The sequence below is a fragment of the Kordia aestuariivivens genome, from assembly GCF_014397005.1.
Taxonomy (GTDB): Bacteria; Bacteroidota; Bacteroidia; order Flavobacteriales; family Flavobacteriaceae; genus Kordia; species Kordia aestuariivivens.
Map to the genome: position 1 here is coordinate 122,545 of NZ_JACGWS010000008.1, position 19,710 is coordinate 142,254.

21 protein-coding genes are annotated in these 19,710 nt (G+C 34.0%); 1 reads left to right on the plus strand and 20 read right to left on the minus strand.

The window, feature by feature from the left end; translation table 11 throughout:
• Positions 1-465 precede the first annotated feature (465 nt).
• Positions 466-1,419 (plus strand): tetratricopeptide repeat protein, encoded by a 954-nt coding sequence (locus H2O64_RS13865; RefSeq protein WP_187562803.1) that lies wholly within the window; start codon positions 466-468, stop codon positions 1,417-1,419.
• A gap of 12 nt (positions 1,420-1,431) precedes the next feature.
• On the opposite strand, the gene H2O64_RS13870 is transcribed toward H2O64_RS13865, so the two are convergent.
• From H2O64_RS13870 to H2O64_RS13965, 20 genes are all read right to left on the minus strand, one after another.
• Positions 1,432-1,737, minus strand: a complete 306-nt coding sequence (locus H2O64_RS13870; RefSeq protein WP_187562804.1) for a hypothetical protein — start codon at positions 1,735-1,737, stop codon at positions 1,432-1,434.
• Positions 1,738-1,761: 24 nt separating this feature from the next.
• Positions 1,762-2,523, minus strand: a complete 762-nt coding sequence (locus H2O64_RS13875; RefSeq protein WP_187562805.1) for a cyclase family protein — start codon at positions 2,521-2,523, stop codon at positions 1,762-1,764.
• A gap of 17 nt (positions 2,524-2,540) precedes the next feature.
• A complete protein-coding gene (locus H2O64_RS13880; protein ID WP_187562806.1) occupies positions 2,541-3,878 on the minus strand; it encodes a hypothetical protein in 1,338 nt (445 codons plus the stop codon).
• Between the two features lie 173 nt (positions 3,879-4,051).
• Positions 4,052-4,594: a hypothetical protein gene (locus tag H2O64_RS13885; RefSeq protein WP_187562807.1), complete on the minus strand. Its 543-nt coding sequence runs from the start codon at positions 4,592-4,594 to the stop codon at positions 4,052-4,054.
• 69 nt (positions 4,595-4,663) lie between these two features.
• Entirely contained in the window at positions 4,664-5,257 is a 594-nt protein-coding gene (locus H2O64_RS13890; RefSeq protein ID WP_187562808.1) for an HNH endonuclease signature motif containing protein, read from the minus strand.
• A gap of 403 nt (positions 5,258-5,660) precedes the next feature.
• Positions 5,661-6,392: an NAD(P)-dependent oxidoreductase gene (locus H2O64_RS13895; protein ID WP_187562809.1), complete on the minus strand. Its 732-nt coding sequence runs from the start codon at positions 6,390-6,392 to the stop codon at positions 5,661-5,663.
• A 118-nt stretch (positions 6,393-6,510) separates the two neighbouring features.
• Entirely contained in the window at positions 6,511-8,508 is a 1,998-nt protein-coding gene (locus H2O64_RS13900; RefSeq protein ID WP_187562810.1) for a serine hydrolase, read from the minus strand.
• Positions 8,509-8,778: 270 nt separating this feature from the next.
• Entirely contained in the window at positions 8,779-9,213 is a 435-nt protein-coding gene (locus tag H2O64_RS13905; RefSeq protein WP_187562811.1) for a DUF1801 domain-containing protein, read from the minus strand.
• A gap of 185 nt (positions 9,214-9,398) precedes the next feature.
• Positions 9,399-9,920: an NUDIX domain-containing protein gene (locus H2O64_RS13910; protein ID WP_187562812.1), complete on the minus strand. Its 522-nt coding sequence runs from the start codon at positions 9,918-9,920 to the stop codon at positions 9,399-9,401.
• A 302-nt stretch (positions 9,921-10,222) separates the two neighbouring features.
• The gene (locus tag H2O64_RS13915) at positions 10,223-10,417 is read right to left on the minus strand and encodes a hypothetical protein (RefSeq protein ID WP_187562813.1); all 195 of its coding nucleotides are present in this window, start codon (positions 10,415-10,417) and stop codon (positions 10,223-10,225) included.
• A 224-nt stretch (positions 10,418-10,641) separates the two neighbouring features.
• Entirely contained in the window at positions 10,642-12,459 is a 1,818-nt protein-coding gene (locus H2O64_RS13920; protein ID WP_187562814.1) for a glycoside hydrolase family 2 TIM barrel-domain containing protein, read from the minus strand.
• 12 nt (positions 12,460-12,471) lie between these two features.
• Positions 12,472-13,206, minus strand: coding sequence for a hypothetical protein (locus H2O64_RS13925; RefSeq protein ID WP_187562815.1), 735 nt, complete (start codon positions 13,204-13,206; stop codon positions 12,472-12,474).
• Between the two features lie 16 nt (positions 13,207-13,222).
• A complete protein-coding gene (locus H2O64_RS13930; RefSeq protein ID WP_187562816.1) occupies positions 13,223-13,768 on the minus strand; it encodes a GNAT family N-acetyltransferase in 546 nt (181 codons plus the stop codon).
• Between the two features lie 96 nt (positions 13,769-13,864).
• A complete protein-coding gene (locus tag H2O64_RS13935) occupies positions 13,865-15,355 on the minus strand; it encodes an alpha/beta hydrolase (RefSeq protein WP_187562817.1) in 1,491 nt (496 codons plus the stop codon).
• A 36-nt stretch (positions 15,356-15,391) separates the two neighbouring features.
• Positions 15,392-16,084, minus strand: coding sequence for a helix-turn-helix domain-containing protein (locus tag H2O64_RS13940; RefSeq protein WP_187562818.1), 693 nt, complete (start codon positions 16,082-16,084; stop codon positions 15,392-15,394).
• 225 nt (positions 16,085-16,309) lie between these two features.
• Positions 16,310-16,738, minus strand: coding sequence for a hypothetical protein (locus H2O64_RS13945; protein WP_187562819.1), 429 nt, complete (start codon positions 16,736-16,738; stop codon positions 16,310-16,312).
• Positions 16,739-16,748: 10 nt separating this feature from the next.
• On the minus strand, positions 16,749-17,192 hold the full coding sequence (locus H2O64_RS13950) for a hypothetical protein (RefSeq protein ID WP_187562820.1): 444 nt from the start codon (positions 17,190-17,192) through the stop codon (positions 16,749-16,751).
• A 568-nt stretch (positions 17,193-17,760) separates the two neighbouring features.
• Positions 17,761-18,237, minus strand: coding sequence for a hypothetical protein (locus tag H2O64_RS13955; protein ID WP_187562821.1), 477 nt, complete (start codon positions 18,235-18,237; stop codon positions 17,761-17,763).
• Positions 18,238-18,303: 66 nt separating this feature from the next.
• Positions 18,304-18,930 (minus strand): hypothetical protein, encoded by a 627-nt coding sequence (locus tag H2O64_RS13960; protein ID WP_187562822.1) that lies wholly within the window; start codon positions 18,928-18,930, stop codon positions 18,304-18,306.
• A gap of 92 nt (positions 18,931-19,022) precedes the next feature.
• Positions 19,023-19,679, minus strand: coding sequence for a class I SAM-dependent methyltransferase (locus H2O64_RS13965; RefSeq protein WP_187562823.1), 657 nt, complete (start codon positions 19,677-19,679; stop codon positions 19,023-19,025).
• Between the last annotated feature and the right edge of the window lie 31 nt (positions 19,680-19,710).

The window sequence follows — 19,710 nt, forward strand, 5'->3', positions numbered from 1 at the left end:
CCGTAACTAAGGCTATGCTTTATTTCTCTATTTTGTATAAAGAATAAAATCATCATTTTCTTTTATAGCGATTTCAAAATAGAAATGGTATAAAACTCGACAATACGTTTTTGCGTATGTAAATTAGGTATTTTAATACAAACATGTCTTAATATGATGTTATTATTTGTTAAAGTGCAAAGAGTGTTCCAAAACAAAATTTGAATCTTTTTCTTTTTAAGAATAGAAAAAATAATTTCAAAATAAAGATGAAATAGTATCTTTGGAACAATGAACTCGTTTAAACTTTTTCAATTTGCTAAAAAATTGCTGTTTTCAGCTCTGTTTTTATCTTTTTTTCCTTTCGTAGCTGTGCTATGCAACTAAAAAAAGCCTTCAACAGAACTAAAAACCTCTAATTTTCGCTTAAATCCAAAAAGTTTAAACGAGTTCAATAACTGCTAGTAGAAAAAGAAATTGAAACGAATGAAGTATTATTTTTTAGCCCTTTTATGTATTCCGATGTTTTTAATGAGTCAAACAACGGCGGAAACAATTGAACAACTATTTGAAAAGAAACAATACAGCAAAGCGGAAACTATTCTGAAAACGGAATTGGACACCTCGCCAAACGATCGCATATTGATTGAACTTATGGGCGATTCGTACGGTTATCAAGAAAAGTGGGATGATGCTATTGAATACTACGAGCAGCTAGTAGAAATAGATGATAATAATGCTAATTATCATTATAAATATGGTGGCGCGATGGGCATGAAAGCGCTCAAAGTGAATAAGTTTAGAGCTTTAGGTTTGATAGGAGATATTAAACGCTCTTTTAAACGTGCAGCCGAACTCGATCCGAATCATATTGATGCGCGTTGGGCGTTGGTAGAATTATACATGCAATTGCCAGGCATCGTTGGTGGAAGCAAACGAACGTCTATGAAGTATGCCAATGAACTTGAAAACTTGTCAAAAGTTGATGGATATTTGGCAAAAGGATACATTTACGAGTATGATGATGAACCCGAATTGGCGGAGCAATTCTACAAAAAAGCCATTGAAGTTGGTGGTTCGTTGACCTGCTATGAAAAGTTGACCAACTTATACGAAAAGCAAGAACAGCCGTTGAAAGCGATTGAGAATATTGAAAAATCACACAAAAAGCATCAACGAAATGCGATGCATTACCAAATTGGGAAAGTTGCTGCAGATTACAATCTACAACTTGAAAAAGGGGAGAAGTGTTTGTATTTATACATTGCGAATTATACCACCAAAGATGGCGTTCCTGTATCGTGGGCATATTACCGTTTGGCGCAAATATTCAAGCATAAAGGCGATAAACAAAAAGCTTTGGAATGGATTAATAAAGCGTTGGCAACACAAGAATTGAAGCCTTTTAAGAAGCAGAAAGAAGTGATTTTGGGGATGTAGTTTGTTGTTATCTTAGTTAGACTTTCTACAATACTTTTCAATTTCAGAAAAAGTGATTGATTCCCATTTAATAATTTGAGTTTGAACTTTTTTATTTAATTGTATTTGTTCTTTAGTTTTATCTTCAGTGCTAAAAGATTTAGTGCTTGCCAATCTCGCTTTTAATAAATTAAGTTTGGCAATTTTCACGTTTTCAGCTTTGATTACTAACTTTTCGTTCGAACATTTTTTTTTAAGACATTCAAGAAACTCAAATATTTTATAATCTAAAATTTGAGATTTTTTTGTTGGAGAATTTCTTGGTGCGAAACTTGGCATAAAAGTATATTTTCTTTAAATCATTTATTCTAGCATCGCCACAACTCTCGCTGGAGCTGCAGAAGCACCCACAATTTTTAATGGAAATACAGCCACTTTAAAACCTGAATACGGAAGTGCGTCTAAGTTTACCAATTGTTCCATGTGACAATATTCTTTGCGCTGTCCGACTAAATGTGCTTCCCAAAACAATTCGGAATTTCCAGTTTCTTTTGCTTTTTTCAACATATATGGCAATGGCAAATCCCAGCCCCAAGAATCAATGCCCATGACTTTGATTCCTTTGTCGATGAGCCATTCAGTCGCTTCCGCGCTCATGCCTGTGCCAATTTTATGAAAATCTTTTGTGCCGTTATATTTGTCTCTTCCCGTTTTAATTAAGACAATCATTTTGGGTTCAATTGTAAGTTTATTATCTTCTAAAAAAGTAGTGATATCAGCAACAGTTATCGCATCAAAATCAGCTTTGTGTTTCATATCGATTACAATGCCTTCGCCATAACACCAATCGAGTGGAACCTCATCAATCGTTTTAGCTTTCTCGCCATTTACCGTGGGCGAATAGTGCCAAGGCGCATCAATGTGTGTGGTAGAATGCACGCCCATTTTCTGAATCGTATCATCTGCCCAACCTGTAAATCCTTTTGGAAATAGTTTAAAAGGCAAGCCTAACACACGAATCAACCATTTGGCTTTTCGATGTGGTTTGTGTTTTATTTTCACCTTCATAAACCAAGGATCGTTTTTGTTGTATTGAATTGGTTTGGATAAGTCGATGATTTTCATGGTTGGCAGGTTTTTAGTTAGTCTGTTTTTATTTTAATTCCCGAAAGTAAATAATCTGGGTTATCGGTTCCGAAAGTTAAAAATAAATACAGATAATCATCATGAAATATCGGAGAAATAAAACCGCCTAAATGATCGGAAGTCCATTCGTATTCAGGATATTTATTGTGAATCGTCATTGGATTTACAATCAATGGACTGCGTTTGTCGTGAATCCATTGCTTGTTTTCAAACTTCAATAAACCATATTCCCGATTGAAAGACGTTAGGTATTCAGAAGGCAATTCTTCACTACCCAATACTATATATAATTCCGAATTGAACGTTACATAACTTGCATCATCCGCTTTTCCGCGAAGATATCCGCTTTCATTTTTTGCTTTTTGAATAATTTCAGAAGAAAGAATTCCTTTGTTTTTATCAAATGCATTTAGAATGTTCTTTGTGGTAATTTCATGAACTTCCGCTTCTATAAACTTTGCACTTCTTCGATGAAATAAAACTCTAAATACACCATTGTGTTTTGTAATTGCTAACGGAAAACTATTTTGATTGGTACCGTGCCATTTGGGAATTTTAATTTCTTGTGGCGCTTGTACAATTTTTAATTCCTTGTTGAGAATCATGTAGGCAGACGTATAATTTCCGTTGGGTTGTTCTACGCCCAATAAGACTAAAAAAGTGCTGTCTTCCAATTCCAACGGATTTCCTGTGCTAAATACATTTCCTTTTGCTTTCGCGAATGGAATTTGTTCTGTACCCAATATTTTTTGATCGTGAAACGTCCAATTTTCTAAATCCGAACTTGTCGCGTAGTAAATCGCTCGTTTCTCATGTGCGCCAAAAATCACAGGCGTTAATAATACATACTCATTTTCGGCTCTTTTAATAATTCCGCCAGCTTGAATGTAGTTGATATATTCGTCTTGTATGTGTGTCGGATAAGTTTCAAATAACGGTTTGTTGTGAATGATCTCATAGTTCACAAACGGATTGAAAAACTCCAAGGTTTCGCCTTCGTCCATATTGAAAAACCCTGCGTAGGTTTCGCCAAGCGTAATCCAACCTGATTTTACATCTACTTTTAAAATCTCAACAATTGTAGATCCTTCTTCACTTTGCGTGATAAACCACGATTGATTTCCCGTCGCTTTTACTACTAAATTTTCGATCGCTGTATAGTTTGTTTTAATGCGATTATTTGCTTCGTCGATGGCAATAATTCGAATTGGGTTTTTGCGCGCTATATTATTTTCCGTATCTGAAATCAGGCAATTCGCAAAGATGTCGTTCAAGTTTTGTGCTTGAAGTGACATGTTGAAAATAATACATAAGAGTAGCAAAAGTTTCTTCATAGTGTATGCAAAAGGATGCTTTGGGAAAGGTAAAGAAAATTTGTGTGAAGCAAAACAATAGAATATTTTTAACGTATGCGTTCAGGGATAAGCTTTAATAAAAAAGTTTCTCGTTCAATAAACATTCCTTTTTTGTCACTTTAGGCATTATATATGTTGTTCGCAACTGACTTTTATTCTAAAAGATGTGTAATATCTGATGAACAATAGAAGTATGATAGTTTTTTCCCGTCTCCTCCCATTGATTCATTGTCCGCAATTGTCATTTTTAATTTTGGTAATAGAAAATTCCCTTTTTCTAATTCAACAATTTGAGTTCCTAGTTTATTGAATTGTCTAGTGAATTCCGATATATCCGTTTTAAAATCAAGTTGGATATTCCCAATTTTAATTTCAAATCCTTCATGCACCTCTAAATCTCTTAATTTATTATTTGAATCATAATTAAGGAAGATCAGACCAGTATCAGAATTTACCTTTTTGTAGATGTCTCTTTTTTGATGAATGTTTTTGCTCGTATCTCCATCAAAAAAACTTGCTAAATCGATAATTTTGTCATCTTCTTGAAATTCTAAATTCAATTCCTTTCTTATCTGAAGACGGTCACTTCTCCATTTTACTTTTTTTGAATTTATAATAAATCCAACATCTGGCAGATATTCTATAATATTCTTCCTTCTATTTTTATTTCCAAAATTAAATATTCCAAGTTTCATTTAATGCTTGATTGTTTTTCGAGTACACACACAGAACGAGCAATTAATTATTCACGTTGTTGTCTTTAGTTATTCTAATATTCTTTTTTTGACATAACCTTGCATTTCATTTGGGAGCTGTTTAATCAGCTCTTGCGTATTATATTGCTCAAGCCATTCCAAAAGACAAGAAACTCTTGTTGAATCAGTGTATTTTCCACGAACTGCAATAGCCTTTTTCTCTACAAAATTAAAAAATATCTCACTGTAAGCATAAACGAAAAAGTTCAGCGTATTTAACTCTAAATCAAATTCAGTAAAAGCAGTTTTTAGTTCTTCGTATCTTCTTGTTCCAAAATTTTTTCTTTTTGTCATCCATTTTAGAAACAAAGATGGGTTATCAGTGTCTGGATTTTCTCTATGACATTTCTTACAGAGCAAAACAATGTTTCCTGGACAATTACATCCACCTAAACCTCTTGGAATAATATGGCATCTCTCAAGATATTTTTGTTTATCCCAAGCTAAAAAGATTTCATTGAAAGGAGTGTTAGGATCAGTTATGTCGTTTTCAGAGTCATAAGCTCCACAAGACCAGCAAGCAGGTTCTCCCCAATCCATAAAGAGACCTATTTCAAATATTTTTTCTCTCCAATGTTTTGCGATTTCTGATTTCTTAGGCATACTTTTTCGCTGTACGCATATTGAGTTATCTAGATGTTCCGTTTTCAGAATATTTTATTAAAATTTTGTTTGAAGCGTTAAGTTACAATGACTGCCAACGTACGTATATACGAAACTCTTCTCTAAAGTTCCTAGTTGTTTCCTCTAAAAGTAAAACAAAGATTACACATACGCAATGTGGTTTTCCGTAATCACTTACAATTCCATAGTATTTCAACTAGAATCGAAAGATAAAAGGAATGTTTTTGCGAGCAGTAGCGAAGCAATCTCACATCAATATTCTTTTACAAAGATGATTCACTTAAAAAGCAAAAAGCCCTAAAAAGGGCTTTGTATATTGACTTGTAGTGTTGTAAGCCGTTAGATTCATCATTCAGCTACTATTTTCAAGTACCTAAACTTTTTATTTTGGAGATGACTTGTTATAGATTACAGGCATTTGCCCTTTCCATTTTTCCCATAAATGATCATCACTAATGAGGCTTGCCATAAAATGACCAACATTTATACGACTGGTTTTGCCAGCATTAAAAATGGCGCTTCTCGTTGGAGAAGGATGTATTTCGTAATCACTTACTTCATCATTATCAATTAAACCGTCTGGTCGTATAGCAGCCCACTCAATGAATTGGTTGTGCTGTCCAATTTTGGTTCGCAAGTAATCTGCTGCTTTTTCATTATCTACGTGAGGAGGCAAAAGGAGTCTTAGAAGTCCAATAACACATTTTTGGGCAAACGAAATAGGTTCGTCTAAATCACGATTTCGATTCCCAGTAGTGTTCATTAAAACATATTTAATAGGTGTTTCGGGTTTGTTAGCTTGTATAGCATTACAGAGTCTACGAGCAGCATCTGTTACCAGTTTTCTTGGATGTCCATAGATTCCTTTCCAAGTCATGTTATGTCCTAGACACGATGCGACTGAATGACAACCAAGAGTCAGTTCTCTCATTTTTGCATCACTCAAATCTAAAATACTTGCAGAAATAATTTCTATACGCTCATTGTTTTTCCATGATTCTGGTAATTTTTCAGGAGATCTTACAACTGCTTTAACATTGTGTCCTTGAATTAAAAGTTGCTCAATTAATTGTCTTCCTGTTGCGCCACTTGCACCTACTACTAAAATTGTCATATAATTTTTTAAAAGAGATTGATATTTAAAAGACGATATACACATTAATATGTTACAGCTCTGAGAATTACTTGCAACGATTGGTATAAGACGCGCTTTAATATGCTGTATGAGTTGATTAATTTACTTTTTCAAAATGTAGATTTCGAACGCGGCCATTAGATACTTTATACCCTGTAATCATACCATTAGCATCTCTAATAAATTGGATTTGCCCAAAATTGCCCGTAAACATATCTTCTTTTGCAAGGTTCAAATTTACGTCACTTAATCTACTGTGTTTCGCGACTAGGCTACCATCAACAATCGTAAAATAATAGGTTGTAGATAATTCTTCGCTATAGTATTCGCCAGAATAATCCGATAGATTCACAGAAGTCTTATCGAATGCTTCAACACGCGGCGCTTCCATTATTTGACCACCTTGGTGAAGTTTGATACGTTCAATATTTTTTCCTGAATTTGGAATAAACTCAATTTTTGCATTCACTCCTTCAACCATATATTCTGTAGTTGATATTGGCGTCAATGAAACCTGTGATTGTCCAGTTGCTAGTGCCGATAATTGACCATCATTTGCGCTAATTGTAATAATAAACCCTGGTTGCAATTCAAAATCACCAACATAGGTCGCCGCTATGTTTTGATCAAGAGCAATGACTTCTGATGTGCTTTCCTCTTTAACTTCTTCTTGTTTCTCTTCAGTTTTGATTTTATCTTTCAGATAGATGTCTACCACTTTATGTGCCATTCTGCCTGAGTTGAATTCGGCTGAATTACTAAATACAATTACCGCAAAATTTTGGTCAGGAAAACGCGTTAAATATGAACGATACCCTGCGTCTGCTCCTCCATGTTGAATTTCGTTCAATCCTTTGTATTTGCCAATAAACTGACCAAGTGCTCCTCCAAAAGTTTTTCCGTTATTTAGAACTGCAAGCGTATTCATTGTATTAATGATCGATGAATCTCCAACTGTCATGTTCGAAAAATTCATTGACCACAAGCTTAAATCTTCGACGGTAGTAAAAAGACTCGTGGCTCCTACATTTGCAAAATTCAACACACTTTTTTTATATCCGCCAGAAGCGGAATGATAAGAATAGGCTCTGTTCTTTACAATTTTCTCATGATCGTCATAAAACAACGTGTTGTTCATATTTAGTGGTTCAAAAATGTTCGTCTTCGTAAACTCGGCAAAAGACATATCAGATATTCTAGAAACTACCTCAGCCAAAAGTGTAAATCCAGTATTGCAATATGCGTATTCGTCTCCAGGATTAAAATTCAATTCCTTTTGCTTACTAACAAGTTTTAAAATATGCTCTTTGGTAATAACGTCGTCCATTCGCCAGCCCGCCATTGACAATAAGTTCCATTGATCTCTTAATCCACTTGTATGAGAAGCTAAATGCCTCAACGTAATTGTCTTTCCAAAATCGGGTACTTCTGGGATGTATTTTCGGATATCATCATCTAAACTTAATTTGCCTTGTTTTTCCAATAGAAGAATTGAGAAAACTGTAAACTGTTTTGAAACAGAAGCTATGTGAAATATTGAAGAGGGACTTATTGGAATGTCATATTCCAAATTCGCCATGCCGTAGCCTTTTTTATATATAATAGCTCCATCTTTAACTATTACAACCGCGGCTCCGGGAGTGTTATTAGTATCCCAAACTGTAAAAAGCTCGTCGACTTGTTCGTTTTGCGTGACTGCTTTTGGTTTTACACTTTGCATGAGCAATTCGTATGTGCCAGTATGTCCTTCTTTGTCAATAGATTCAATTTCAATAATATACTTGCCTTTTTTGTCTGAAGCTAAAGTGAATAATTCATAGCCATTTCTGTAATTAGGGCTGTCAAAATTTTCTAATTTCTTACCGAGCGTATTATACGTTGTGACTTTTAGATCAATGCCTTGTTGCATTAACTTAAAAAACACAAATTGATCTTTCTCTAAATTTATAGTGTAATGATGTTTTTCAGGAAGCGTAATTTCTGATGAAGTTAATTTGCCTTTAACGAGTTCTCCTTTTTGAACTTGAGCTTGAATTATACCTATTGGAGTAAGTAATAAAAGTAGAAATGATAATCTAATTATTGTCTGATTCATATGAATATCTTTTAATTGCACACAACGTATTCCTTTGTAATAAATATCTTTATTAAGAGAAATATGGTAATGATCCGCATATAGTAATGACGAATAATTTCAATTTTTGTAACAGTTAGTTTTTATGAATGATTTACTACAACGTTTTTCTTTAGTTGCGTTGGCTAGTTCTAAAGTTAATGAAAGAAAACGAACCAGAGAGGAATCCGTAGGGTTTTCTGAGTAGATGAGAATGAGTAATAAATTATATATGTTGTTATTGAGTCGTTGTTAACTTCTACACGCACACTCATGGTGTTCATTGAGATAGGCTATTGTTTCGGAACATAGTTCTTTTAAGACCGCAATGTTGATGTCTGAAAGCTTCTTAACATAAATGCACGCTTTTCCCATTTTGAATTTACCAAAATCGTCTAATAAACGTTTACTTTTTTCAGTTTGCGAATATACGTAGAGCGAAAACTGTGCTTTTCGAGGTGAGAAACCCAACAAAGGCGCGTCACCTTCATGACCGCTGGCATATTTATAGTGATAGCTTCCAAAGCCAATAATTGTTGGTCCCCACATTCTTGGTTCAAACCCTGACCATTCACTCAATAATTCTATTAATTGATAGCTGTCAGTTTTCTTTTGGTCATTGTCGACATAGGATTTAATAAAATCAATCACGTCTACTTCTGTTTCGGTTGTTTTATTCTTTGCCATTTCCGTACTTATTTTTCTTAAAAGTAAAACAAACAGCGCACATATGCAATATGGCTTTCAGTAATTACTTATACTTTCAATAGCCTTTCAATCAAAAACTAAAGATAAAAAGAACGTTTAAAAACCTCGTGCTTACTGCGAATGAAGAAATCTCACGGAAGTGTTTTTCAAAAAAGAAAAGCAAATTAACAGTTCATATTCGTCACTATAAGCTTTAATAAAAAAGTTTCTCGTTCAATAGACATGCCTTTTTTAGCACTTGTAGCCATGGTCTTTTCATTATGTTTGATGGCTTCATGAATATCCATCCAGAGGGCTTTCATACCATTCTTTTTTTCGTAAGATTCCAAATTTGAGCTGCCCAACTCTGTGTTAATATCGCAGGTATAGCAATAAGAAATCATGTGTTGCACGTCATAATCGGGTTTGTGCCATGGTCTGTACTCTTCATAAGCACCAAAAGGTTGAATGTTTCTAATAGCTGTGGCTCCGGTTTCTTCACTTAGCTCTCGTATCATGCCTTCTATTTTATCTTCGCCCAAATCTAAACCTCCGCCGGGAAGACTATAATCTTCATATCGTTCCGTATAAAGGAGTAAAATGCTAGTGCCTTGAATTGCGATACTTCTAGTGGCAAGTCTTGTGAAAATAGATTTATTTTCCAAAGTTTTTACTTCAGGATGGTAATGAGTTTTTAAATTTTGCATGTAGAAAGTCTAATCTTTAAAGCGATTCACAACGGTTTGTGTATGAATCGTAGCGTGCAAAAATACGTTAACTTTATAAGGTAAAATGTGAAAACAGCTATAAAAGTTTCTATTGTTTCTTCTAGAATAAAACAAAATTTGACCTTTACATTGTGGTTTTCTGTAATTATTGATAACTTCATTAGAAACTAAAGGTAAAAGGAACGTCTTTACGAACGCTAGTGAAGCAATCTTGTGATCGTTTTTTATTAAACAGACTACCGCTAACGTGTCACTATCGTTCCTCGTAGTGACGCAAAAGGTTATTTTAAAGAATTCATAATAAAACCATCATTTTTAAGTATTTCATTGAATAATTCGCAATAAAAAGCCGTTTGAAAGCTTCCCGCAGCAATGCAACAAGCTTCCCAACGCGTTTGAAACGTCCCTGCAGACTTGCGACAAGCTTTCCAACGTGTTTGAAACGTTCCTGCAGTCGTGCAACAGCTTTCCAACATGTTTGAAACGTTCCTGCAGTCGTGCAACAGCTTTCCAACATGTTTGAAACGTTCCTGCAGTCGTGCAACAAGCTTTCCAACGTGTTTGAAACGTTCCTGCAGTCATGCAACAGCTTTCCAACGTATTTGAAAGCGTCTCGCAGACGTGCGACAGGCTTTCCGACGTATTTTACTTGTTTAGGTGTATTTACATGATGCTTCCGTTTGATGATGGAAAGAAGTCGCTATTCAAAAATAACCTCATCGATGTAGATGGTTTGTTGAAAGCCAAAACTCGTAGCGAAAACAACCAAACCAGAACGAATACAGCTTAAGTCTGAACGCTTCACATTGATGCTGTATTTTTTCCATTGATCCGTGAGTTTGATTTCTTTGGATTCTTTTGCCGTATCGGGGAAAGGTTTGTCTTTGTCGATCAACCCGAAACCTATTTTTGCTGTCACGCCATTTCTATCGGCTTTTGCCCAAAAGGAAAACTTTTTAGCACCTTCTATTTCGTAACCGCCTAAATTGTCGCCCCAATCATTTTTTGGATCTACAAATGCAATTCCGTACCAGCCGCTTCTTTCTTTGTAATGTATTTTGATAGCATGTGTTCCCGTATATACTTCTTTTGTATTGCTTGCATCAACGGATAACGCTTGGTAATTTCCCATATAGCCAGTTGGTGCATAAGGCAAGTCATTTCCATCTTTGTACACATAAAAAGGAAGCTTCGTTTTGGAAACTAGGTATTTTTTATTTTTAGCCGTTTCATCTTCCACCGTAATTCCTGTGGAAGCAATTCCGACATTGTTAAACGTGTCTTGTACATTTACATAGATTTTGACCGCACCGTGTTCTTTTGGAATTTGAATTTGAAAACCATCAGTTACATTACCTTTAAACTTCAATTCATTAATTTGATCTCTACGTTTGCGACTTCCGGCGCGTTGGTTGTAATAGAAACGAATGTCTAAGTCTTCATTTTCTTTATCAGATACTTCTAAAATTACAGGAATCCAAGTATCACTTTTTAGCGTTTCTTCTGATAGTTGAAACGTTTTAATTTCGGGAATGTAATTTGTTGGTTTTTTCCCTGTATACGCTTCTCTGATTGCCCAATATTGCGGACGATACAAACTTCTATAATGTGTAAATAGCCAAGGCGCCATAAAATCGTTTCCATTTGAATAATGAAAGATATATACACCTAAACAATTCGGTTTGCTTTTGATCCAATCGTGATAGCCTTTTGCAATGGCATTGTATTTTTCTTGATCAGAAGGTTCTATTTTGACATCGTTTTTTTTAGCTTCAATGTCCCATTCGCCCGTAACGCCATATTCGGTAATGATATACGGTTTATCAATATTCCTTTTTTTCAATTCGGCAGCAAGATAGTTCGCGCCAGCGCCATAACTATTTAAACCATAGATATCAATGGAAGGCACATATTTCTGCCACCAATCGAGTCCAAACGTCCACGCTTCTACGGAAGTAATCGGATGCGTTGCGTCTATCTTTTTGATGTCACTACAAATCCGTTCAAGGAGTTTGGAATACGCTTCTTTTTCGGCATCCGTCGCCATGTTGAGGTAGACTTCATTCCCAATTCCCCAAGTCAACACCGCAGGATGCTCTTTGTATGTTGAAACGACTTCCATGGCATTCTTGTACATAACTTCCATACCTTCGGTATCTTTCAGATAGTTGAAACTGTCATCATCTTCCATGCCTGGTCGTCCGTGTCGCATCCAAATGCCCATCATTATTTTGATGTTGTATTTTTCAGCAGTATCTAAGAGTTTTGCAGTGTTTTTTCCTGTTGCCCACAACCGAATGGTATTCACGCCAAGTGATTGTAAATCTTTAAAATAGACATCATAGTTTTCCACATCATCTGTGTGCCCAAACGTAACGCCTTTTACGTCAAACGGTTTTCCATCGACGTGTAGATTCCAGATGGAATCATTTTTAACGATTGTCGTTTGTGCGCTTACATAACAACTCAGAAAACAAATTAGAAGTGTTATGGTTGTTGTGATTTTTTTTGTTTTCATGTGTAAAATGTTCTACATTTTTCCAGTTAGTTTCATATACATAGTTCCAAGTATTGAAAACAGTACTAGCAATATCCACCACATTCCTTTCTTGGTTTTTTTATCTATATGTTTACTTTTGAGAACTTTTAAAAAAGCATATACTAGAAATAATGTTAGTGCTGTACCTGCTATTCCTACAACTACTTTATTTGTTGCTAAATAGACAGAAGCCATTAAGCCTAACATTAAAAGCCCAAGCAGTATGTATTTATATTTTATAATGAATGATCTTTCGTCAGCATCGCTGATAGGTTGGATTTGAGTTAATATTTGTTCAAGTCTTTCGGGATTATTTATTTGTAATGGAACGTCTATAACGTCTTCAGTAGAACTTCCAACAATCATAAATATTCCTTTGGAACTTTTAACAATAGATTTTATTTCATGAAGAGGAATCGAAACGGTTTGTGTAGCATGTCGTTCTCTAATAATTTCAGATGAGGTTATGGTAAGCTTGTAACTTTCAAATAAGATTCGCTGTCTTTTTATACCTTTAAATACCCCGAAAGTTATTGCTCCAATAATTAGCGTAATTAAAAACAGAAGTGCATATATGTATGTATCACTTGATTCTTTATTCGAATTGAATTCACTAATTGCTACTCCTACTATTGCTGATAAAATTGCAAGTGGAATGGTTTTAATGATGATGCCTTTTTTGATTTCATTAAACCCATTTTCTCTTATTTGAAACTCTTCGTTCATTTTCTTTGTAATTATATTATTTAGCAAAAACATCCGATTTCAGTTTGCTGTATACTTCTAAGTCGTGATATAAATCATCTTTAATCCATTCGCCTTGTCGTTCTATACCTTCAAAAGTACAGCCGAGTCGTTTCGGAATTCCGATACTTGGTTCATTGCCAATAGCACATTTTATTTCGATTCTGTTTAGATGAAGTTCGTTGAATATGAAATCGCACAATTTTGCTACAGATTTTGTGATGATGCCTTGTCCTTGAGATTTTTCAGAAAGCCAATACCCAATTTCAGTTTTCTTATTGAGCGTGTCCGTATTTTTAAGCCCAATCAGACCCACAAATTCATCGTGTTTTCTAATGGTGAATACGAATTCAAGTTTCTCTTTTGGGGTATTTAAAACCGAATTGATAAAGTTTTCGGTGTCCGCGAGTTCTTTGGTCAATGCTACAAATGGCAACCATTTTCCTAAGTATATTCGTTGACTATCAATCGTATTGAAAATAGCAAGCGCGTCTGATTGTGCTAGGCTTTTCAATTCAATAGTATCGTCTATTTTTAAGATCATTACGAGCATTTAATATTGCTTGCAACTAATTTAGGAATTTCAAATCGAATAAGGGAGAAGTTAAGTTGAATTTACATAGCGTAGCGCATAGTTTTCTTAGAAATTTAGTTTTTCAAGATATTCGCTTGTGATTTTCGAGACTTCTTGGGAATGTCTTCCATACCAAATAAAATGAGTCGCATCTTTTATGGTATGTAGTTCAATGTCATTGCCTAACGATTTCATTTCAGTATAAAATTTTTCAGCAGAACTATACGTACACCTTCGATCGTTTTCTCCGTGAATTAAGAGCATTTTCGTTGTGCTTTTCGAGATCAAACTATTTGGAGATATTTCTTTTACAAGGTCTTTGTTCTCTAAGCCTTCTACAATCCATTTTGTGTTAGCGACTGTTAAATCATAAACAGCTGAGTTTACAATTACAATAGTTGGCACAGCACTTATCGTACGATCATCCGTTTTTTCATTCCAATTTTCAACCAAGCTTGTTGCAATGGCCAAATGTCCTCCTGCGGAATTACCTGTCGCTACAATTTTGTTTGAATCTATTTTTAATCGTTCAGCATTTTTTCGCAACCATCGAATGGCAGATTTCGCATCTTTTACAGCTTGAAAAGGAGAGTTGCCTTGTTTTGCTTTTATTCTGTATTCCACAACAGCAATTACCCAACCTTGTTTTGCATAAGCTGCGGCAGTTTCAAAAAACCAATCAGGTTTTCCTCCAGACCAACTTCCTCCATGAAATTGAACAATTGTAGGTCTATCACCTTTGAAGACAATTGTATCAGGTAAAAAAAGATGCATTTCCAATTCAAAAGTTTTTACTTTTTTATAGATTTCAATGTTGTGAGATGCTCTTCCTTTTTTATGTGAATTGTAGATGTCACGAACCTTGGTTGTGTATTCAGGTGTTTCACAAGAGGCAATAAATCGTTCGTACAAATGGGTTATATTTCTAATTCCCATCGTATATATGTGATTGTATAGATATTCTTGTGTCCAAAAATCGATTACTTTTTTATTTTTGAAGAGTGCATCAATGGTAATCAAATCACCAGTTAATTGTTGAGTTGCGAATTTTTCATGATCAAGTGTTTCAATTTCTTTTCTTGATTCAATACGAATATAAGATTCAATAAAACGTCTAAAACTCTTATTTGAAAGTAAATTTGCATCATTAGATTTTTGGAGAAACCTGTTTATTTTTGCTTGATTCTTTTTTGATAAGACTACGATTTCTCCTGTAAACTTTTTGTGCTGTTCAGGATACTCAAGAGTTTTTTGATGAAAAATAGAATTTACTGTTAGAAATTCATCTTTAAATATACCTTCATCAAGCTTGCCTTTGTATCGATTTAATAGTGTGGTATACATTCTTTTTAAAGAATCTGTTTTTTTAGTAAATTCAGTCACATTTAAAGAATTGAGCGCAACATAATTCGTGTTTAGATATTTTTTAATGACTGTGTTTATTGGTGTCATTTCTTGTATGTAATCACTTTTTATCGTTTCTGAATTTCGATTTTCTTGTGATTTACAACTTATAGAATTGACTAAAAGTAATACGAGCAAGTATTTTATTTTCATTAGTAAGGATTAACTTTTTTAGGATAAACAGAAGCTTTAATATTCGCGAAATACATCATTCACGATGAACCATTTGCCTTTTGTAAGACGCCATTCTGTGATTCCAACTTGCTTTCGAGTTTTACCTTTGAATTCATGGATGTTCTCATATTTTTCGACAGCAATTGAATCAGCAACACTTACAGACACAATGTTGTATTCTAATAATTTATAGTTCTTATTGATCGCAGATTGCAACATTTTACGAATTTCAATTTTGCCACAGATCGATTGTAAAACACAAGCATCTTCTTTGTATAGCGTTAATACAGAGTCTACTTGATTTGTATTCATCCACTTTTTTATGTTGGCTTGCGACTCTTTAATAATTGTCTTTACTTGTGCAGCAGATTGCACTTCGCTTTTTGAATCGAATGCCAAATAACCTAAGGCAATTATACAAGTTACGAGTGCTATAATCAATGCCTTCTTTGTGATGTTTGTTTTTAAGTTAGATCTATCAGTTACATTTTCATCTTCCTCTGAATCTTTATCAAGCGAAGTATATCCTTCATAGTCCAAATTTTTAAAAATCAATTTAACAGAATAACTTCTTGGTGTTACTTCCGCTGATTCTATTCGTTGAATCGTCCGCAGGCTCAAATTGCACTTTTCGGCAAGTTCACTTTGGGTTAGCCCTTTTGCGAGCCTTAATTCTGAAATTTTTTTACCTAAGTCGGGTTGTTTCATTTCTTATTCTAATTCGGGACAAGATTATAGGTTTTGTACACTGTATTCAAATTTCCGCAATGTATTTGATGCGTCATTCTTACGACATTCTCCTAAGATAGTGACTTTCCAAGCTTGTTATCGTGTTTTGTATTTCTAATGTTGATTATGTGTATTAGGGATTATTGCCGTGCTAAATATGCTTGTTTTTTATGAGAAAACAATGTAGTTTAATTTTATTGGATTCTAAAGAATGTTATATTCCTTGTCTAATTGCTTTTTATATTGAATAGATCGCATTAAAAAAGGGATGAAGATGAGTAATCCAAAAAGTCCCCAATATGAAATGCCACCAAAGAGTAAACCTGAAAGAGATTGTATTAGCGAAATTGCTGTAAAAATGATGCCTATTAGCACATTTATTCTTGCGTTTTTTTGTTTCTTTAAAGCTTTCTGTTTTAATTTTAAAGCATACGCCGAAGTTTTACCATTCCAATAACATTTACTGCATCTTTCGTTTTCAAACTTGTGAAAACATCTTTTGTGATTATATATCAGATGCGCACATTCTGGACATATATTTTTCATTTTAGATGTATGCACGAAAAATTCACTTGCGCATGTATTACAAACATTAACTTCTTCAGTCTGTGCTGTTGGTGTCAATTCTTCCATTAACAAGTATTTATTCTTTTATTCTACTTTTCAAGTAATATAAGTACAAGAAAAGTCCAGCCAAAGTAAAAACTAAAAATCTGATGATAAGAAAAATAGCTTCTGCTGTATTTCCTCTATATTCAATAACGGCTTCTATATCAATCCACAATACGCAAGCAATTATAATACTGATTCCAATTTTGCCAAATAATAAATTTAGACTTTGACTTGTAGTGAATGCTGTATTTTCTCTTCGAGTCAAATACGTTTTTCTAAAAAAGGTCATTTCTAGTAGTATTCCCAAAACCCACGAAATTGAAGTGACAATCAGAAATATGGTAAGTCCTTCGCCCATTGGAATACGTATAAATGTAGTGAGTACAAAGAATAAAATCAATCCAGGAACGAAGTTGACCATGAATTTATCTAGTATAATTTCGTTAAAAAATGCTTTAATAGTGCTGTTGTTCATTTGAATATGTTTTTAAGATTATTAATATTACGGCTATTATATTCATCTTTTAAAAGTAAGAAATTACGATTGGTTTATTGTGATTAAATAAAACTAAAGGAGGTTTTCGCAATTCATTGTCATGTTTATTTTCTTCAGCAAGTATCGTTTTTGGGTTTTTCAAACCTTGTTTTATAGTTGTTTATATAATTTTCATAATCTGTGATTTTTTTACCACCTGAAATACGAATTAATTCTTTTGAATGAATCTCTGCCATTATTTTATAATCCAATGAATCAAAAGCTAGATAAAATTTCGCCCAGATTTTATTGATCTCTTTTAGGTTCTCTAGAGATTGAGAATTGCCTTGATTTGTGAAAACGATCAAGAATAATCTAAAGAAGATAAACTTGTTAAACATAGCTGCTATTATATTTTTTCTTTTGTGTTGTGTGCAACGGTTTTGTATATGGAACGTAGCGTGTAAATTGACGCTAATTTTCGGTTTGGCACAGACTTTAGCAATTCCGAGTGGATTCGGACATAGTCGAATCCGCCGTAATTGCGGTTATACATTGTTGTAGCACGTTATTTATATTCATATTTATTCCGCCAAATATCTTCTCCTTTCAAAAAGTCAAGTAGTATTTCAGTCATTTGGTCAACTGTTGCTATCGGCTTTACCATTAGAATATGGTCGTCGTCTGTCACAAATCCAGAAGCCAATCCATCTTCCAATAAACTTCCACTCACGTGTAAACCTTTAAAAGAATTATCACTTTCGTCTTCCAGTTGCACAATGTGAAATTCATTCCAGTTAATTGATTCCATCGTGCTTTTTATTATTTCCGCTGTCGCTTTTTCAGATATGGTTTTTGTGTTTCCTTCATAGTCATAAGAGACAGTAAGTTTTAAATCTCGTTTTTCTTGTCGGATTTCACGATTCCGTAATTCAGTCTTGTTTTCGGCAATTCCAAGTGTGTTTGAATTCCGTTTTGAATTCCAGCTAATCAAAGCAAATATTCCGATTAATGCTAAAAATCCGAAGATTATATAGGTATTCATTCTTTTCACGTTATTTTGGTTTAATGTGCTACAACGGTTTTATACACCGTGTTGTGCGTTCGTTTTTTATAAATTTCCATAGACAATAATGTCATCAGCATACCTTAATTGAATATTGAACCATTTAATTAAATCTCTAATAAACAATTCTACATTTGGGTCTTTTGTTTTGATTTTAGACATTCTTTCAACAATAATTCTACTCGTTTTATTGTCAAAAAAATTATTACTTGTATAGCTAAAAGAAGATTGTATTGAACCGTCATCTAAATCTTTCATTGGGAATACTGATTCAAAAGCTTCAATAACATATTCAAAATCTTTAGTTTGAATAAAGAGGCTTTTATCTCTTGAAGTTAAATATTTGTCAAGGCTTTCATTTTCTGCCCATAATATAAATCCTATTTTATGAATGGACTCATTTGAGTTAATTGTCAGATAGGACAACTGCTCGTGTATTTTTTTGATAGATTTCTCTATGTCAAATTCACAAATTCTATAATATTTATCAGCTGTTATTTCGTCACATTCAGTAAGTCTACATATAGTATTGATGTTGTTTCTATGGAACTCTTGTTCGCAAGTCAATAAATCACCATCATTCTCAATTATCAATTCTTTGGCTAAATCCAAAGGGATTGATAATCTTTCTCTAAGTTCTTTTATTTTTTGAAAGTCTATTTTTAGTTTCATTGCTTTAATGACGCACAACGGTTTGGCTAAAAAGCGTTGCTGTCCCGCAGGGCAGCTATGATTTTTTTAGCCATTGTTGTGTGTCGTTTTTATTAATAATTAATGTTTTCCCAAACCAGCAAATCTTCAATTCTTTCCAATCTCAAGTCTTCAGATTCATTAATCACTTGAAATCGGTTTGCAAATTTTTCCAAAGTCGATTCCGCCTCTTTAATAGCCTTTTTCAATTCCTCTTTTCTTAATTGAAAAACTCTTCTTTTAGGAATTGGGGTAAATTCTTCATCAAACTCCTGAACATTCAAGTCAAATACAATCTCCTCATTCTTAAACTTTACAATCGGAGCAGGATGTCCTTCGTAATAAGATTCTTTGGTATTCGATATGTTTCTCCAAAATTGGATGTCTCCTAAATCTCCGCAACATTGTGGATAGAAAAGTCTTTCTCCATTGATTTCGAGAACATATCCACCAAACAATGGACTTGCTTGGTCACGGTCATAATCACCATTTCGTAGCTCTTGAGTATGATCAACTACAATTTTTTTTAAGTTATCGTCACTAATTAAATCAATTTCATAAAGAGAAGCTCCAGGGTCAATTGGTATAAAAGAATCCTTAAATCCTGCTTTTTTGTATGACTTGTTATTGAAATCATCCCATTCATTGGGGTATTCCCAATATGGTCCATGTTCAGGAGTTTCGATCCCCTGATTTGCATATCCGATTTCTATTACTGGTATTAATCTCATTTTCTTTTAATGACACACAACGCCAAATATA

Coding starts and splice junctions, on each gene's coding strand:
- H2O64_RS13950 (WP_187562820.1), bottom strand. CDS start 17,192: ATGAACAACAGCACTATTAAAGCATTTTTTAACGAAATTATACTAGAT.
- H2O64_RS13930 (WP_187562816.1), bottom strand. CDS start 13,768: ATGATCTTAAAAATAGACGATACTATTGAATTGAAAAGCCTAGCACAA.
- H2O64_RS13895 (WP_187562809.1), bottom strand. CDS start 6,392: ATGACAATTTTAGTAGTAGGTGCAAGTGGCGCAACAGGAAGACAATTA.
- H2O64_RS13900 (WP_187562810.1), bottom strand. CDS start 8,508: ATGAATCAGACAATAATTAGATTATCATTTCTACTTTTATTACTTACT.
- H2O64_RS13960 (WP_187562822.1), bottom strand. CDS start 18,930: ATGAAACTAAAAATAGACTTTCAAAAAATAAAAGAACTTAGAGAAAGA.
- H2O64_RS13920 (WP_187562814.1), bottom strand. CDS start 12,459: ATGAAAACAAAAAAAATCACAACAACCATAACACTTCTAATTTGTTTT.
- H2O64_RS13910 (WP_187562812.1), bottom strand. CDS start 9,920: ATGCAAAATTTAAAAACTCATTACCATCCTGAAGTAAAAACTTTGGAA.
- H2O64_RS13935 (WP_187562817.1), bottom strand. CDS start 15,355: ATGAAAATAAAATACTTGCTCGTATTACTTTTAGTCAATTCTATAAGT.
- H2O64_RS13890 (WP_187562808.1), bottom strand. CDS start 5,257: ATGCCTAAGAAATCAGAAATCGCAAAACATTGGAGAGAAAAAATATTT.
- H2O64_RS13865 (WP_187562803.1), top strand. CDS start 466: ATGAAGTATTATTTTTTAGCCCTTTTATGTATTCCGATGTTTTTAATG.
- H2O64_RS13915 (WP_187562813.1), bottom strand. CDS start 10,417: ATGTTGGAAAGCTGTTGCACGACTGCAGGAACGTTTCAAACACGTTGG.
- H2O64_RS13945 (WP_187562819.1), bottom strand. CDS start 16,738: ATGGAAGAATTGACACCAACAGCACAGACTGAAGAAGTTAATGTTTGT.
- H2O64_RS13925 (WP_187562815.1), bottom strand. CDS start 13,206: ATGAACGAAGAGTTTCAAATAAGAGAAAATGGGTTTAATGAAATCAAA.
- H2O64_RS13880 (WP_187562806.1), bottom strand. CDS start 3,878: ATGAAGAAACTTTTGCTACTCTTATGTATTATTTTCAACATGTCACTT.
- H2O64_RS13875 (WP_187562805.1), bottom strand. CDS start 2,523: ATGAAAATCATCGACTTATCCAAACCAATTCAATACAACAAAAACGAT.
- H2O64_RS13870 (WP_187562804.1), bottom strand. CDS start 1,737: ATGCCAAGTTTCGCACCAAGAAATTCTCCAACAAAAAAATCTCAAATT.
- H2O64_RS13955 (WP_187562821.1), bottom strand. CDS start 18,237: ATGAATACCTATATAATCTTCGGATTTTTAGCATTAATCGGAATATTT.
- H2O64_RS13965 (WP_187562823.1), bottom strand. CDS start 19,679: ATGAGATTAATACCAGTAATAGAAATCGGATATGCAAATCAGGGGATC.
- H2O64_RS13940 (WP_187562818.1), bottom strand. CDS start 16,084: ATGAAACAACCCGACTTAGGTAAAAAAATTTCAGAATTAAGGCTCGCA.
- H2O64_RS13905 (WP_187562811.1), bottom strand. CDS start 9,213: ATGGCAAAGAATAAAACAACCGAAACAGAAGTAGACGTGATTGATTTT.
- H2O64_RS13885 (WP_187562807.1), bottom strand. CDS start 4,594: ATGAAACTTGGAATATTTAATTTTGGAAATAAAAATAGAAGGAAGAAT.